Source organism: Bacillus thuringiensis (genome assembly GCF_001455345.1).
GTDB lineage: Bacteria > Bacillota > Bacilli > Bacillales > Bacillaceae_G > Bacillus_A > Bacillus_A thuringiensis_N.
In genome coordinates this window covers 666910-682731 of sequence record NZ_CP013274.1, presented here as the reverse complement: position 1 = coordinate 682731, position 15822 = coordinate 666910, and the positions used below count along the sequence as shown (strand labels likewise).

Here is a 15822-nt window from a genome sequence, read left to right as displayed (position 1 = left end):
TAATTATTTTTAATAAAGAGAAAAAACAATATACTTTTCTGAATTATTTTGCTAAAATCAAAATAATTAACATAGTGAAGATATCACCTTGTTAATAAACATTCTTAGAGTATTTAGTCATAGTTCGTATTTTTACATACTCCATTCATTTCATAATAAATAAGCCGAGTATGTGTCACATCCCCCACTAATGATTAAAAACTCTGAATGAAAAGCAGTTTATACATACAAGAAAATAACGGGGTGAGGGCATATGAATCAACAAGTAGAACAAACAGATTTAAAACGAACAATGAAAAGTAGACACCTATTTATGATTGCACTTGGTGGTGTTATCGGAACTGGCCTATTTATGGGATCTGGTCAAATCGTCCATAATGCTGGTCCTGGTGGAGCTATTCTTGCATTTTTAGTCGGTGGATTTGTTATGTATTTAACGATGTTATGTCTTGGTGAATTATCCGTTGCTATGCCAGAAGCAGGTTCATTCCAAAGCTATGCAAGCAAATTTATTTCACCTGGTTTTGGGTTTGTTGTCGGTTGGATGTATTGGTTAAATTGGGCGGTTACAGTTGGAGTAGAGTTAACAACTGTAAGTATTTTAATGAAACGTTGGTTTCCAGACGTTTCTTCGTGGATTTGGTGTGTTACATTTGCAGCAGCACTCTTCCTTGTAAACGCTTTATCAGCAAAAGCATATGCAGAAGCAGAATTTTGGTTCGCAAGTGTAAAAGTCGCAACTATTGTTGTTTTCATCGTACTCGGTGGCGCAGTTATGTTCGGTCTACTAGACTTTAACGGAAAACCAGCTCCAATGCTTCACAATTTCACTGAAAATGGCGGATTATTTCCAAATGGTGCATTAGCTGTTCTTCTTACGATGATTACAGTAAATTACTCCTTCCAGGGAACAGAATTAATCGGAATTGCTTCAGGAGAAAGTGAAAATCCTGAAAAAACAATTCCTAAAGCAATCAAAAATACCATTTGGCGAACTTTATTCTTCTTCGTCCTAGCAATATCAGTTGTTGTAGGTTTACTCCCGTGGCAAGAGGCTAATCTAGTCGAAAGTCCATTTGTACTTGTATTTGATGTGGCTGGTGTTCCATATGCAGCAGACATTATGAACTTTGTTATTATTACAGCTGTATTATCCGTGGCCAATTCTGGTTTATACGCAAATTCTCGTATGCTTTGGGCTATGGCAAAACAAGGAATGGCAAGTCCAGCATTTACGAAGTTAACGAAAAAAGGTGTGCCACTCAACGCATTAATTTTCAGTCTAATCTTTGCAAGTTTGTCTCTATTAACAAGTGTATTTGCGGCAGATACTGTCTTTTTAATTTTAACATCTATCGCAGCAATGGCTGCCGTTGTCGTTTGGATGTCAATTGCGGCTTCACAGTTTTTCTTCCGTAGAAATTTCGTGAAAAACGGTGGCGACATAAATGATTTAAAATATCGTACACCACTTTATCCGCTTGTTCCAATCGTAGCGTTCTCACTCAATTTCATTACATTTGTTAGTTTAGCTTTCATCCCAGATCAGAGAATCGCTCTTTATTGCGGCATTCCATTTATGATTATTTGTTACATTTTATACCAAGTAAAATATAAAAAAGTTGTCACAATTGAACATCAAATAAATATAAAACAAGAAATAAACTAAATATACAAAATATTCAGCTATCTTCTTTATAATAAGATAGCTTTTTTCTATTTCTTGGATATCCTGGTATAACTTTATTTATCTTAAAATTTTTACAATCACGTTTTTCTCTGGAAAATAGTTTACAATGTAATCAAGTTACAAATGATATTCACCTTAAAAAGTGTGCATTTGTGTCTATTTTTTAACAATATATCAAAAACTATTGCCTTCTATAAATTAATAGGTTTATATTGTTTTATTGGCATAGTTTCAATCCAAGGAGAAAGGAGATTTTCAATCGTGCAACTAAAGAAAGCATTTTGGAAGTTGGCTTCGCTTCTTCCGTTATCATTACTTCTGTTCCTCGGCGGCTGTGATAAGAAACTCGCAGTATTAAATCCGCAAGGACCTGTTGCAAAAGCACAGTATGATTTAATTGTTTGGTCATTCTTGCTTATGTCATTAATTATCGCAATTGTATTCATCCTGTTTACAGTCATCTTGATTCGTTATCGTGAAAAACCAGAGAATATGGACTACGAGCCACCTGAACAACACGGTAACACATTATTAGAAATTATTTGGACGCTTGTTCCTGTTATTATCGTTATCGCATTATCGATCCCAACAGTAAAAGCAACTTACGCTTCGGAAGAGGTTCCGAAAGAGTCCAAACATATTAAACCAGTTGAAATTTATGTTACATCTGCAAACTGGAAATGGTTATTCAGTTACCCAGAGGAAAAAATTGAAACCGTTAACTATTTAAACATCCCAGCTGGTGTACCAATTCAATTCAAACTGACTTCTGTCGGCCCAATGAATGCTTTCTGGGTACCAGAACTTGGTGGTATGAAGTACACAATGGATGGCATGATTATGGACCTTTATTTACAAGCTGATAAGCCAGGTTCTTACCTAGGCCGTAGCGCGAACTTCTCTGGTGAAGGATTCACTCACATGGAGTTCGAAGTTGAAGCAAAAACTAAAGAGAAATATGACAAGTGGGTTAAAGAAGTACAACAAACTGCTCCTAAACTAACAGAAGATAAGTACAACGAAATTGTTAAACCTGGTGTAGTTGGTCGTATGACATTCTCTAGTCACCACTTAAGTTATGTAGATCCGAAATCACTTGAATATTGTGATTACAACTACTACAAAAACAAAAAAAAATAATAGCTATAATTCCAACAGATTGGAGTGAACACAGTGAAGCTTGATGAATTCTTTGTCACAGGTGACCCGATTATTTACGGTGCAGACGCTTCTATCGTTCTTGTGACATTAGCAATCATTTTCGTACTAACAAAGTATAAAAAATGGAAATGGCTTTGGGACGAATGGTTAACAACTGTTGACCATAAAAAAATCGGAGCCATGTATATTATTTCTGCGGTTATCATGTTATTCCGTGGTGGTATGGATGGTTTAATGATCCGTGCACAGTTAACATTCCCAGAAACAACTTATTTAAACGCTGAACACTATAACGGAATCTTCACAACACATGGTACAGTAATGATTCTTTTCATGGCAATGCCATTCGTTATGGGATTAATGAACCTTGTAGTACCATTACAAATTGGTGCTCGTGACGTTGCATATCCGTTCTTAAATGCTTTAAGTTTCTGGTTATTCTTTGTCGGAGCAATGTTATTCAACATCGCTTTCGTAATCGGTGGTTCTCCAGACGCTGGGTGGACTTCTTACTTCCCAATGGCAGGTACAGAGTTTACTTCTGGTGTAGGAAATAACTACTACGCAATTGCATTACAGATTTCAGGTCTCGGTACGCTAATGACCGGTATTAACTTCCTTGTTACTATCTTAAAAATGCGTACACCTGGTATGACTTTAATGAGAATGCCAATGTTTACTTGGTCAATCTTAATTACAACAATTATCATTATTTTCGCTTTCCCAGTATTAACAGTTGCTCTTGCATTAATGACATTTGACCGTCTATTCGATGCTCACTTCTTTACGATGGCGAGCGGCGGTATGCCGATGTTATGGGCCAACCTGTTCTGGGTATGGGGTCACCCTGAAGTATATATCGTTATTTTACCGGCATTCGGTATTTTCTCTGAAATCATTAGTACATTCTCACGTAAACGTCTATTCGGTTACAGTGCGATGGTATACTCAATGGTTGCAATTTCTTTACTAAGTTTCGTCGTATGGCTTCACCACTTCTTCACGATGGGTGCAGGTCCAGCGGTTAACTCGTTCTTCTCGATTTCGACAATGGCGATTTCGATTCCAACCGGTGTTAAGATCTTTAACTGGTTGTTTACACTGTATAAAGGACGTATTCGTTTTACAGTTCCAATGCTTTGGTCATTGGCATTTATTCCAAACTTCGTAGTCGGTGGGGTTACAGGGGTTATGCTTGGTATGGCAGCAGCTGATTATCAGTACCATAACAGCTACTTCCTAATCGCTCACTTCCACTACGTATTAATTGCAGGTACAGTATTCGCTATGCTTGCTGGATTCACATTCTGGTATCCAAAAATGACTGGTCATATGTTAAATGAACGCCTAGGTAAATGGACATTCTGGATCTTTATGAGCGGATTCAACATCTGTTTCTTCCCAATGTACTTCTTAGGTTTAGACGGTATGACTCGTCGTATGTACACTTACTCTGAAAGTCTTGGATGGGGATGGCTAAACCAAATCGCATCTGTTGGTGCGGTAATGATGGGTATTGGCTTCCTACTTCTTTGCTACAACGTAATTTGGAGTGCACGTCACGGTGAACGTGACACAACTGGAGATCCATGGGATGGTCGTACACTTGAATGGGCAACTCAATCTCCTGTACAACATTACAACTTCGCGAAGCTTCCTGAAATTAAAGAAGCTGATGCTTTCTGGTACATGAAGAAACGCGGAGAAACAGTTACACCAGCAGCAGAAGATTTAAAACCAATTCACATGCCAAGTAACTCTGGTGTGCCTATTATTGCGTCTTTATTCTTCGGTCTTGCAGGTTTCGCATTAGTATTTAGCTGGTTCTGGCTTGCAGCAATCGGCGGCGTTGGTATTTTAGCTTGCTTAATCTATCGTTCATTCGATTATGACGATGGTTACTACGTAAGTGTTGATGAAATTAAAGAAACAGAACATATAGCATGAGAGGTGAAATGACATGGCGGCTTTAGATAAAAGCTTACCTTTGGAATATCAATCCGAACAAAGCAGATTGAATATCCTAGGATTCTGGATTTTTCTTGGGGCTGAAATTATGCTGTTCGCAACACTTTTCGCCTCTTATCTAGTCCTTGCTGGTCGTACGGCAGATGGCCCAACTCCAGCGCAACTGTTTGAACTTAAAACGCTTTTAATTCAAACATTACTACTTTTAACAAGTAGTTTCACATGTGGTATCGTAATTCACGAAATGCGTAAGCACAATCAAAAAGCAATGCTTGGATGGTTTGTCCTTACATTACTTTTAGGTGCAGGCTTCCTATTCTTCGAGATTGAAGAGTTCATTATGTATATTGGTGAAGGCGCAACAATTCAAACAAGTGCCTTCCTATCTGGATTCTTCGTTCTTCTTGGAACGCACGGAGCCCACGTAACAGGTGGTATCATTTGGGCAATTTGTGTTATTATCCAAATTTTAAAACGAGGTTTAACACCAGTTACAGCTCGTAAAGTATTCATTATCAGCTTATACTGGCATTTCCTTGATTTAGTTTGGGTCTTTATTTACACACTAGTTTACTTGAACGGGATGGTGGCGTAAATGAGTCAAAATAACAATCAAGCAAACGGGCATGCGCATAGCGGATTCCCTTGGTCACACGTTTTCGGATTTATTTTATCGCTTGCACTAACGTTTCTAGCACTATACGTGGCACTTTACACAAGCCTGCCACTTTCAACGATCTTAACAACTATTATCATAATGGCTGTTGCGCAAGCGTTGTTACAATTAATCATGTTCATGCACTTAAAAGAAGGAGAAGGAAGAGTTCAAATTCTTACTATGATCTACAGTTTCTTCGTTGCAACTGCAACAGTTGGTTTAACTGTATGGATCTTCTTCTCAATGTAATGTACATGAAAAAGACTGCTGAGATTCCTCAGCAGTCTTTTTTTATGCTCTCCCCTATTACATCCACATTACGGAATTAACAACAGAATCATGAAAAATATACTTATTATGACAAATGTTAAGAAAACTCTTTCTTTATGAAATCGAATCCATATGCGTTGCTTTTCTACCTATTATATGGCTAAATAGGTACTATATTTATTTGAAGGGAGAGAACGCAATGGAACATCACACTTCTGTTCTATCACTTATGGTTGTCGTTGCAATCGCGTTTTTCGTTCCCCTTTTGTTACAACGCTTTAAATTAAAAGCACTTCCTGTCGTTGTTGCAGAAATCATCGCAGGAATCTTTGTAGGTAAAAGTGGGTTTAATATTATTGAACCAGATATGTGGCTTCAAGTCTTATCGACACTAGGATTTATCTTTCTTATGTTTTTAAGCGGTTTAGAAATTGATTTTTCTATCTTTAAACAAAAAGGGAAAAAGAATACGACAAACGAACCAAACACATTCCAAGCAGCAAGTATTATCTTCTTCTTTATTTTCATCTTATCTTATGCCCTATCATTACTATTCGTATGGCTAGGATTTGTAGATAATGCAATGTTTATGACTTTAATTATTTCAACAATTTCTTTAGGTGTTGTCGTTCCAACATTAAAAGAGAATAACTTAGGAAAAACAGCAATTGGACAAATCATTTTATTAGTCGCTGTTATTGCAGATTTAGTTACAATGATTTTACTCGCTGTATTCGTCGGATTAAATTCCGAAAGCGGCCAAAGCATGTGGCTCCTTCTCCTTCTATTCGGCGCTGGTATTGTTATTTACTTCATTGCAAAACGCTTTAAAAACATTCCATACTTAGATAGCTTAAAAGCTGGTAGTGTACAAATTGATACACGAGCTGTTTTTGCACTCATCTTAATATTAGTTGGTTTATCTGAATCGGTTGGAGCAGAAAATATTTTAGGTGCCTTCTTAGCAGGTGTACTCGTATCGTTATTATCACCAAATGAAGATATGGTTGAAAAACTTGATTCCATCGGATATGGTTTCTTCATTCCTATTTTCTTCGTAATGGTTGGTGTAAATTTAGAGGTTTGGTCTATTTTCAAAGAACCTTCTAGTATGCTCATGATCCCAATTTTAATTGTAGGACTCTTTATCTCAAAACTGTTACCATCACTCGTTTTACGAAAATGGTATCCACGTAATATCGTACTGGGGAGTGCCATCTTATTAACATCGACACTTTCTTTAGTTATTGCAGCTGCACAAATTGGTGAAAAACTAGGAATCATCAGTCCAAGTTTATCTGCTTCCCTTATTTTAAGCGCAGTTATTACTTGTATTTTCGCACCTATATTATTTAAAAAGATGTTCCCGAAAGTAGAAACGCCAAAGCCAAAAGTTTCTATTATTGGTGCGAGTAGAATTACCCTTCCGTTATCACTTGATTTAAAACGAGAAGATTATGACGTAACACTATATATGATGCGTCAAAATAAAATAAATGATGAGGAAGCGAAATCACATGACTTCCCTATCGTGAAATTAGATGACATCACAATTGCATCATTAACTGAACAAACAGCATTTCATGCAGACCGCGTTGTTGTTGCAACAAGCGATGATGAACAAAACTTATTATTAGCAGAACATGCAAAAGAGCTAGGTGTTGAACATGTTATTGCAAGTGTAGAAGATCCACTTCTACAAGAAAAAGCAACGCAAGAACATATCGCCGTATTCTCAACAATTAACTCTACACGTATTTTATTGCGTGCACTAATTGATAAACCAAGTCTCGTTCGCTTAATTACAACAGCAAATGAAACAGTCCGTGAAGTTGAACTACGGAGTAATAAATATAACGGCGTTGCACTTCGTCGCCTTCCATTTTTAGGCGATGTACTAGTCATTCAAATTTATCGTGGGAATACAGCATTAATTCCACATGGTGATACAAGACTACAACACGGTGATACATTACTTGTAACAGGCTCAAAAGAACATATCGATACACTAAAAAGCATATTAGAATAGAAAAATGCCCCTCACATAATTGAGGGGCATTTTTTTCCATTTTATATGGTAAAATGTTACTATCATATATTATGGGGATGGATCACATTATGTCTATTGTAACTTTAGCTCTCTTATTATTAGCGGAAGTACTCGTTGCCATTATTCTCATCGGTGTTAGCATTGAAATTTGTAGTTACGGATGGAAAAAATCGAATGGAATAAAATACTCTTGCCTCTTACTTTCACTCCTTCTCGGAACTGCTAGCATACTCGGACTTTTCGCCGCACCTGCCTATTTCTTTATACAACTAACAGAAAAGGGTTTATAAGAAAGGATGTTAATATGATTACCGTGAAAAATATTGATGGATCTGAAACTTACGTATTACGTCAAAAAATTTTACGCCCGAGTCAAACATTAGCAGATTGTAAGTACCCTTCCGACTATGAAACAGACAGCTTTCACTTAGGCGCATTTATAAACGATAAACTGGTTAGTATCGCTTCCTTCTCAAAGGAAATATACCCTGACTTACCAGCCGGTATTCACTATCGTTTACGAGGAATGGCCACATTACCTGAATTTCGAAACAACCACGCTGGAAGCTCCTTAATTCAGAAGGCAGAACAAATATTACAAGAACGTCAAGCAAATATATTATGGTGTAATGGTCGAGTTACTGTAGCTGACTATTACAAGCGCCTAGGCTTTCAGGAACATGGTGAAATCTTTGAAATTGAACCGATTGGTCTTCATAAGATACTATATAAAAGGATATAAGAAAAGCTTTCCGCAATACGGGAAAGCTTTTCTTATATTTCAATCTTCATTTTTTATTTTTTTCATATATATGTATATAAACAAACTAGGAACTAAAAAACAAGCAAACATAATAAGTCCTGTCATACTAATTTCCTTTATCGAAATATCTGGTGTTACAATAATACAAATAGCTAAAATTCCAATAACAATACTTACCGGAATGAATAATAGCTTCATAAAATAACTACGTGGTACTCCCCCTGTATGCTCATACACTTCCACTGAATTTTTCAGATTTAAAAAGTTAATAACTATTATCCCGCCCATAAATACCATTAATAAATCTGAAACACTTTCATATCCTGCCCCTTGCAAAACGTAGCGATAAAAAACAATACCTAGTATGATGATATTTTGTAAGATAAAAACTAGTCTAATATGTTTTAGCCCCTCAATCATTAAGCGTTCATCTTTCACGATTTTCATCCTATCACTCCTTTTCCTCCCAAAACAAATCATTCAATGTTTTATCTACCGCATAACAAATTTTCAAACATAAATCTAAAGACGGGTTGTATTTCCCCTTCTCAATTAAACTAATCGTTTGCCTTGTAACGCCTACTTTTTCTGCTAATTGTTGCTGTGTTAAATCTAACTGAACACGCGCGACTTTTATTTTACTTACAGCCATTCATGTTCCTCCTCTACCTTTAGTGTAACATATATATTCCATTAAGTAATTTATAATTTACGTAATTAATTTAAGTTTCACTTTATTATACACAAAAAAGGAGCCTCTCATAAGAAGCCCCCTCTCCTATATCTATATTATAAGAATAAATGACATCCAAATAAAATTGTAAATAAGTATAGTAACGGATGGACTTCCATCCCTTTCCCTTTCACAATCTTTAAGACTGGATACACTAAAAATCCAATTGCTATTCCATTCGCAATACTAGACGTTAACGGAATACCAACGAAAATTAAAAATGCTGGTAATGCATCTTCAAATTCATTCCAATTAATATCACGAAGACTTTGTGCCATTAAACTACCTACAATAATTAATGAAGGAGCTGTAATAGCAGCTACGCTTGATAAAGAAGCAATAACAGGGCTGAAGAATGCCGTTATAATCGTTAGACCGACAACTACAATACCTGTTAATCCTGTTTTACCACCCGCAGCAATACCAGCTGAGGATTCAATCGTCGCTGCTGTTGGGCTTGTTCCAAAGATAGAGCCTGTAGTCCCACCAATTGCATCTGCAATAAACGCTTTACCAAAACGTTTCTCTGTATTATCTGTAATTAAACCTGCTTGTTTAATTAAACCGAGTAATGCACCTGTTGTATCAAATAACAGTACAAGTAAAAATGAGAATACAACGCCATATAATCCGTATTCAATTACATCTGAAAAGGCATTGATTGGATTTGAAACGATAATACCCTCTGGTAAATGAGGCATCGCAACAATTTTATCCGTGAACTTCAGTTGCCCTGTAAAGAAGGCGATAACTCCTGTCACAATCATACTAATAAATAATGCACCACTCACACGTAATGCCATTAATACCGCCGCTAATATTAAACCAATTAGAGTTAAAATAACGGCTGGAGAATGGAAGTCACCAATCGTAACTAAGTTAGATGGATGATCAACGATAATTCCAGATAGACGTAATCCAATAAAAGCAATAAATAACCCAATTCCACCTGCAATCGCATGTTTTAAACTGTCAGGAATTGCGACAATTAGCTTTTGCCTAAATGAAGTGAAAGATAATAAAAGAAAAATAATACCTGTTACAAATACTGCTGAAAACGCAATGACATATGTAATCCCCTCTGCCTGTTGAACAACAGAATAAGCAAAATACGCATTCATTCCCATAGCTGGAGCAATAACAATTGGATAGTTAGCTAAAAACGCCATACATAGCGTCCCTACAACTGTCGCAATAATAGTTGCCGTAAAAGCTTGATCAAATGGTACACCTGCATCAGATAATATTTTCGGATTGATGACAAGAATATACGCAAATGTAAAAAAAGTTGTGATGCCAGCTAAAAGCTCTTGCTTCACAGAAGTGTTATATTTTTGTAATTGAAACATGGTTATGTACCCTTCCTACATCTGAATTATTATCACACATTCTTTTCTTACTAGTATGTGAGAAAATATAATACTTAATCTTAACAATCAATAAAAAGAAGAGTCAATATATTCAATAATAGTTCGAATTTTAAGTTTAAGTCTGACAAGTACAACTATAGTACAGTTTATAATGATTATTTTTGTAGCATAACAGATAGAAATGTTTTATAATTTGAAATAGTTAAATATTTAGCAAACGCATTCAAATATCGTTCACTCTACAAGGGGGATTCTTCTTATGCAGCAAACAAACAAATCTGGAACTTTAAACCGAGGTTTAAAAGAACGACATATTACTTTAATGTCACTCGGTTCAGCTATTGGCGTTGGACTATTTTTAGGATCTGCCTCCGCTATTAAACTAGCTGGTCCTTCTATTCTACTAGGCTATATGATCGCTGGACTCGTTATTTTTTTCATTATGCGCGCACTCGGAGAAATGGCAATTGAACAACCTGTTGCCGGTTCTTTTAGTAAATATGCTTATGATTACCTTGGACCACTAGCTGGCTATATTACCGGCTGGAACTACTGGTTCTTATGGGTTGTTACTTGTATGGCTGAAATTACAGCAGCTGGCATTTACATGCAGTACTGGTTCCCAGATATCCCACGCTGGACTTGGGCTTTACTCGCTCTATTATTAATGAGTGCTTTTAACTTCTTATCCGTAAAAGTATTTGGAGAACTTGAATTTTGGTTTGCTCTCATCAAAATTGTCACAATTATCTGTATGATAATTGTTGGAGCTGGTATTATTTTATTCGGATTCGGAAACGGCGGTATCGCTACTGGCATTTCAAACCTTTGGTCACATGGTGGCTGGTTCCCAAATGGTTTTTCTGGATTACTACTCTCCATGCAAATGGTGTTATTCGCTTATTTAGGTGTTGAATTAATCGGTGTTACAGCGGGGGAAGCTCAAAATCCGAAAAAAACACTCGCAAAAGCAATTGATAACGTATTTTGGAGAATATTACTGTTCTACGTTGGGGCTCTATTCGTTATGATGGCAATTTATCCATGGAATGAACTTGGTGAGAAAGGAAGTCCATTCGTATTAACATTCCAGCAAATCGGTATCGCAAAAGCAGCAGGGATTATTAACTTTGTCGTATTAACAGCAGCTCTTTCTTCTTGTAATGGTGGTTTATTTAGTACAGGCCGTATGCTATTTACATTAGCTCAGCAGAAAAAAGCTCCTGAAAGATTCGGTCGTTTAAATAAAAATGGCATTCCAAGTCAAGGAATTGTAGCAACGGCAATCGTTTTACTCATTGGCGTTATATTAAACTATCTTGTACCTGCAAAGGTATTTACATGGCTCACTAGTATTTCAACTTTCGGAGCAATTTGGACTTGGGGCATTATATTAGTCGCTCAAATCAAGTTCCGTAAAAGTTTACCTGCGCAAAACAAACAAAAGTTATCGTATAAAATGCCTTTATACCCAATAAGTTCATACTTCTCACTCGCTTTCCTTGCACTAGTCTTATGTATAATGGCGTATTCAGAAGATACAAGAATTGCATTGATTGTTGGCCCAATTTGGCTGATTGGTTTAGCTATTGTGTATTACATGAAAGGTTTTCATAAAATTGATGAAACACCTAATTCAAAAATTAGTTAAACAAAACATCCCTTCCTTATTACTTGGAAGGGATGTTTTTATATCTATATAAATATTTCTCAACAAAATTCACGGTATTTTTACAATTTTTTAATATTTTTTATGTTTTCCGTCTTTATTTTTACAGAAAAATAAATTACATTATTAAAGCACATATATTTATTATTAGGGGGATTCTTCTATGAAGAATAAAAAATGGATTACATTTTCTTTAGCAACAGCAATTACACTAAGTATAGGGGCTTCGTTCATACCATCTACTTATGCCGAAAGCTCTGTAGACCCAGCTCCTGAAATTGCTGCAAAAGTTGTAAATCAAAACAATGGGAAGAAAGTATTATTCGATAATACACACGGTCAAACGGCTGGGACAGCTGACTGGGTTATTGATGGTGGCTTTTCTGATTTCGGAAACGGCATTGCCCAAAACGGATATCATGTAAAAGAACTACGTAAATCAACACCGATTACATACGAAGATTTAAAAGGCTACAATGTGTTTATCGTTCCAGAAGCAAATATTCCTTACAAAAAAGCTGAACAAGATGCTATGTTACAATACGTGAAAAATGGCGGTAGTATCTTCTTCATTGCCGATCATTATAATGCAGATCGTAATAAAAATCGGTGGGACTCTTCTGAAGTATTTAACGGATATAGACGCGGTGCTTGGGATAATCCAGCAAAAGGAATGTCTAACGAAGAAGCCAATTCACAAGCTATGCAAGGAGTAGAAAGCTCTGATTGGCTATCTGACAACTTCGGTATTCGATTCCGCTATAACGCAATCGGCGATGTTTCCGCTAAAAATATTGTATCACCTGAACAATCATTCGGAATTACAGAAGGGGTTTCATCTGTAGCAATGCATGCTGGTTCTACTTTAGCAATTACAAATCCAAAACTAGCAAAAGGACTTGTTTATCTTCCAGAAAACCCATCAAAATGGAATAACGCTGTTGATAGCGGTGTGTATAACGGCGGTGGTGTTGCAGAAGGTCCTTATGCTGCTATCGCAAAAGTAGGTCTTGGAAAAGCTGCCTTTATCGGTGACTCTTCTCCTGTTGAAGACGCTACGCCAAAATACGTTCGTGAAGACTCTGGCCAAACAAAGAAAACTTACGATGGATATAAAGAAGAAAACGATGCTATCTTACTAGAAAATATCGTAAATTGGCTATCGAATAAAGAAACATTTACAAGTTTAGATCAAGTAAATGGTTTACAACTTGATTTACCAACCACTTTACAAACATTTGAACAACCAAGCTTATCAACTGAGCCACAACCTGAACCTTGGAGTGCGCCAAATGCAGGTTATCAATGGTTTAATACAAATACTTTTAAACCTGGTTCATATGGCTATAACGGTGCAGTAACAGCAAATGACTACGTAGTTACACACCCTAGCACTCTACCAAACAATGAAGTGTTCCAAATCAAAATCCAAGTAAATAACTTATTACCAAACACAACATACAATAATTATTCTTTAGGTATATTCACTACTGGCGGTACACAAGTGGCAAAAGTCCAAAATACAAACGGCACTTGGCCATCTACTTTTGGATATAGTAGTGCATTTTCTTTCACAACAAACAGCTTAGGTTCTGCTGAGAAGATTGTGAACGTACAAATCGATCCAAATACGACTGGACAAGCAACACTTCGTCTACGCCAAAATACAACAGCAAAATATAGTGAGACTGTAACGATTAATAAGAAATAATGAAAAAGGCAATCCGGATATGGATTGCCTTCTTCTACTTCTCTTCTTTTGAGAAAAACATCCTTGAAATAACGATGCCTATACTTCCTACGATTAAGAATAACACTGCCCTAATCATCATTGAAACTTCTGGTAAGTCTAGAAGGAATAGCTTTCCTATCGTTACGACTAACACGACTAAGCCGGCATATAATATTTCATTCATATTTTTATTCCGTCCAAGCCAAACTGCAAATAATGCATATACCATCCATAATAACGATACAGATACGCTTATTATACTTCCATCTGTAGAAAGCACTTCACCGACTCTAGTGATTGCAATAAATACGATAACCATAAACCAATAGAGTGTTATTGAATAAACATATTTTCCAAAGCTCATCAACACATCTTTCGCTCGTTTCATGCAGTAATAAAATGTACCTATTAAAATAATATGAGCAACAAAGCCTGCCGAAATAAATTGATCAAACGGGCTAAAAATAGTCTGTATCATTCCAATTGCGTAAACCGTCGCACTAACATACAATTTTATCTGCTGTTTTCCTTTAATAGAAGTCACCATACCGAGGAAACCTTGTAATAATAGTACAATCGCTGCATTCACTAAACTATACTCATATAAGATTGCTAAACTAAATGCCCCCATTGCGAAACCAAATAAAAGATTTGTAAATGTAGAATGTCTATTCTTCCTATATTCAAACACGAACATAATAGCGTGCACGAGTGCACTAATCATTAATCCCCATGTTGTAAATTCAGGTATTTTTGAAATGGCTAATATGAAGAAAACGGCATTCGCACTAAATATCGCCAAGCGTGGCTCTACTATAAAACTTCTCTCCGTGAACATATGCCAAAATAATAGTAAGTGAATCAAACCATAAACTACTGTTAACTGTACTTGCAAATCCTCTACTAACATTGACATAACAGCAAAGAAGACCAAAAGAACAATAGCAGCGACAGCATAAGAAATCATGTATAAATACTGATAACGATTTTTCAACGCATACCATAATAAGCTAAGTGTTAGTACCGTCTCATATCCAAAGAAAATATACGGATTAGGAGTCGTACTATTTAATAAGAATGGCACGAAGAAAGCTCCTACCGCTACGAAAATAGTAAGATATTCCGATTGATACCTCTTCGCTACATAAATACCTAAAATGACCCATGCAATATTACACACAAATGCAACACTTGCTGGAATAAATCCATATAAATAATGTGCCGCAAATGTTGTTAAAACTATACCTGTAATACTTCCTCCTGCTAATACTAACCCTAATGCTTGCCGCTCTCGTTTAATTTGAATATCCCCTATATAATAAAAACCGATAGATAGGACAATGCCAAACACAATTCGTATTGCAGGTGTTAATAATCCAGCATCTACCCCTGCTTTAAATAACCAGATTACTCCAAGTAACATAATGCCGACAAATACGCGTGGTAACCAAGTTTGGCAAAACTTTATAATATTAAATGGTTCTGGTTTAAAAGCAGATATATCCACTTGTTTTACCTCACGTTCTTGCACAGGCTCTTTTATTGTAACTACTTCTTCTTTCTGTTTTTCCTCTATTACCGTTTCAATATATTCTTTCTTTCCCTTACTAACATGTTGCTGAGCATTTTCTATTTCTATTTCTCTTTGTTTTGCTTTCAATTCAAAGAGTGCTTCTTGAATCGTTTCAATTGCCGTTTCGAGTGCTTCTATTTTCTTATTCAAATCCTCCTTCATACGCTCCCCCCTCATCAATCTGT

The 15822-nt window shown here is 36.2% G+C and carries 14 protein-coding genes; 10 read left to right on the top strand and 4 right to left on the bottom strand.

Features of this window, described 5'->3' with window-relative positions; all coding sequences use genetic code 11:
- Positions 1 to 253: 253 nt before the first annotated feature.
- The 8 genes from ATN06_RS03645 (at position 254) to ATN06_RS03610 (ending at position 8539) form a co-directional block, all read left to right on the top strand.
- Positions 254 to 1669, top strand: a complete 1416-nt coding sequence (locus tag ATN06_RS03645; RefSeq protein ID WP_060629582.1) for an amino acid permease — start codon at positions 254 to 256, stop codon at positions 1667 to 1669.
- Between the two features lie 282 nt (positions 1670 to 1951).
- Complete coding sequence (locus ATN06_RS03640; protein WP_060629581.1) at positions 1952 to 2830, top strand: cytochrome aa3 quinol oxidase subunit II; 879 nt, start codon at positions 1952 to 1954, stop codon at positions 2828 to 2830.
- A gap of 33 nt (positions 2831 to 2863) precedes the next feature.
- Positions 2864 to 4798 carry a cytochrome aa3 quinol oxidase subunit I gene (gene qoxB, locus ATN06_RS03635; protein WP_000762376.1) on the top strand — a complete coding sequence of 645 codons (1935 nt, stop codon included), beginning with the start codon at positions 2864 to 2866 and terminating at the stop codon, positions 4796 to 4798.
- Positions 4799 to 4811: 13 nt separating this feature from the next.
- Entirely contained in the window at positions 4812 to 5414 is a 603-nt protein-coding gene (qoxC, locus tag ATN06_RS03630) for a cytochrome aa3 quinol oxidase subunit III (protein ID WP_000729317.1), read from the top strand.
- On the top strand, positions 5415 to 5726 hold the full coding sequence (qoxD, locus tag ATN06_RS03625) for a cytochrome aa3 quinol oxidase subunit IV (protein ID WP_060629580.1): 312 nt from the start codon (positions 5415 to 5417) through the stop codon (positions 5724 to 5726).
- Positions 5727 to 5946: 220 nt separating this feature from the next.
- Complete coding sequence (locus ATN06_RS03620; RefSeq protein WP_060629579.1) at positions 5947 to 7776, top strand: monovalent cation:proton antiporter family protein; 1830 nt, start codon at positions 5947 to 5949, stop codon at positions 7774 to 7776.
- 53 nt (positions 7777 to 7829) lie between these two features.
- The gene (locus ATN06_RS03615) at positions 7830 to 8087 is read left to right on the top strand and encodes a DUF4022 family protein (RefSeq protein WP_060629578.1); all 258 of its coding nucleotides are present in this window, start codon (positions 7830 to 7832) and stop codon (positions 8085 to 8087) included.
- A 14-nt stretch (positions 8088 to 8101) separates the two neighbouring features.
- Positions 8102 to 8539: a GNAT family N-acetyltransferase gene (locus ATN06_RS03610; protein ID WP_060629577.1), complete on the top strand. Its 438-nt coding sequence runs from the start codon at positions 8102 to 8104 to the stop codon at positions 8537 to 8539.
- A gap of 39 nt (positions 8540 to 8578) precedes the next feature.
- Here ATN06_RS03610 and ATN06_RS03605 read toward each other — a convergent pair whose 3' ends face one another.
- From ATN06_RS03605 to ATN06_RS03595, 3 genes are all read right to left on the bottom strand, one after another.
- Positions 8579 to 9007: a hypothetical protein gene (locus ATN06_RS03605; RefSeq protein WP_060629576.1), complete on the bottom strand. Its 429-nt coding sequence runs from the start codon at positions 9005 to 9007 to the stop codon at positions 8579 to 8581.
- A 4-nt stretch (positions 9008 to 9011) separates the two neighbouring features.
- On the bottom strand, positions 9012 to 9212 hold the full coding sequence (locus tag ATN06_RS03600) for a helix-turn-helix transcriptional regulator (RefSeq protein ID WP_000301182.1): 201 nt from the start codon (positions 9210 to 9212) through the stop codon (positions 9012 to 9014).
- 137 nt (positions 9213 to 9349) lie between these two features.
- Positions 9350 to 10642 carry an NCS2 family permease gene (locus ATN06_RS03595; protein ID WP_000487208.1) on the bottom strand — a complete coding sequence of 431 codons (1293 nt, stop codon included), beginning with the start codon at positions 10640 to 10642 and terminating at the stop codon, positions 9350 to 9352.
- A 280-nt stretch (positions 10643 to 10922) separates the two neighbouring features.
- Here ATN06_RS03595 and ATN06_RS03590 point away from each other — a divergent pair, with 280 nt between their 5' ends.
- Positions 10923 to 12314, top strand: coding sequence for an amino acid permease (locus tag ATN06_RS03590; RefSeq protein WP_060629575.1), 1392 nt, complete (start codon positions 10923 to 10925; stop codon positions 12312 to 12314).
- A gap of 181 nt (positions 12315 to 12495) precedes the next feature.
- Positions 12496 to 14043 (top strand): hypothetical protein, encoded by a 1548-nt coding sequence (locus tag ATN06_RS03585; protein WP_060629574.1) that lies wholly within the window; start codon positions 12496 to 12498, stop codon positions 14041 to 14043.
- Positions 14044 to 14077: 34 nt separating this feature from the next.
- On the opposite strand, the gene ATN06_RS03580 is transcribed toward ATN06_RS03585, so the two are convergent.
- Positions 14078 to 15799: a DUF2339 domain-containing protein gene (locus ATN06_RS03580; protein ID WP_060629573.1), complete on the bottom strand. Its 1722-nt coding sequence runs from the start codon at positions 15797 to 15799 to the stop codon at positions 14078 to 14080.
- Positions 15800 to 15822 lie beyond the last annotated feature (23 nt).

Excerpts from the sequence above, each read along its gene's own strand:
- qoxC (WP_000729317.1), top strand. The coding sequence starts at position 4,812 with ATGGCGGCTTTAGATAAAAGCTTACCTTTGGAATATCAATCCGAACAA.
- qoxD (WP_060629580.1), top strand. The coding sequence starts at position 5,415 with ATGAGTCAAAATAACAATCAAGCAAACGGGCATGCGCATAGCGGATTC.
- ATN06_RS03600 (WP_000301182.1), bottom strand. The coding sequence starts at position 9,212 with ATGGCTGTAAGTAAAATAAAAGTCGCGCGTGTTCAGTTAGATTTAACA.
- ATN06_RS03645 (WP_060629582.1), top strand. The coding sequence starts at position 254 with ATGAATCAACAAGTAGAACAAACAGATTTAAAACGAACAATGAAAAGT.
- ATN06_RS03590 (WP_060629575.1), top strand. The coding sequence starts at position 10,923 with ATGCAGCAAACAAACAAATCTGGAACTTTAAACCGAGGTTTAAAAGAA.
- ATN06_RS03610 (WP_060629577.1), top strand. The coding sequence starts at position 8,102 with ATGATTACCGTGAAAAATATTGATGGATCTGAAACTTACGTATTACGT.
- ATN06_RS03620 (WP_060629579.1), top strand. The coding sequence starts at position 5,947 with ATGGAACATCACACTTCTGTTCTATCACTTATGGTTGTCGTTGCAATC.
- ATN06_RS03595 (WP_000487208.1), bottom strand. The coding sequence starts at position 10,642 with ATGTTTCAATTACAAAAATATAACACTTCTGTGAAGCAAGAGCTTTTA.
- ATN06_RS03605 (WP_060629576.1), bottom strand. The coding sequence starts at position 9,007 with ATGAAAATCGTGAAAGATGAACGCTTAATGATTGAGGGGCTAAAACAT.
- ATN06_RS03585 (WP_060629574.1), top strand. The coding sequence starts at position 12,496 with ATGAAGAATAAAAAATGGATTACATTTTCTTTAGCAACAGCAATTACA.
- ATN06_RS03615 (WP_060629578.1), top strand. The coding sequence starts at position 7,830 with ATGTTACTATCATATATTATGGGGATGGATCACATTATGTCTATTGTA.
- ATN06_RS03580 (WP_060629573.1), bottom strand. The coding sequence starts at position 15,799 with ATGAAGGAGGATTTGAATAAGAAAATAGAAGCACTCGAAACGGCAATT.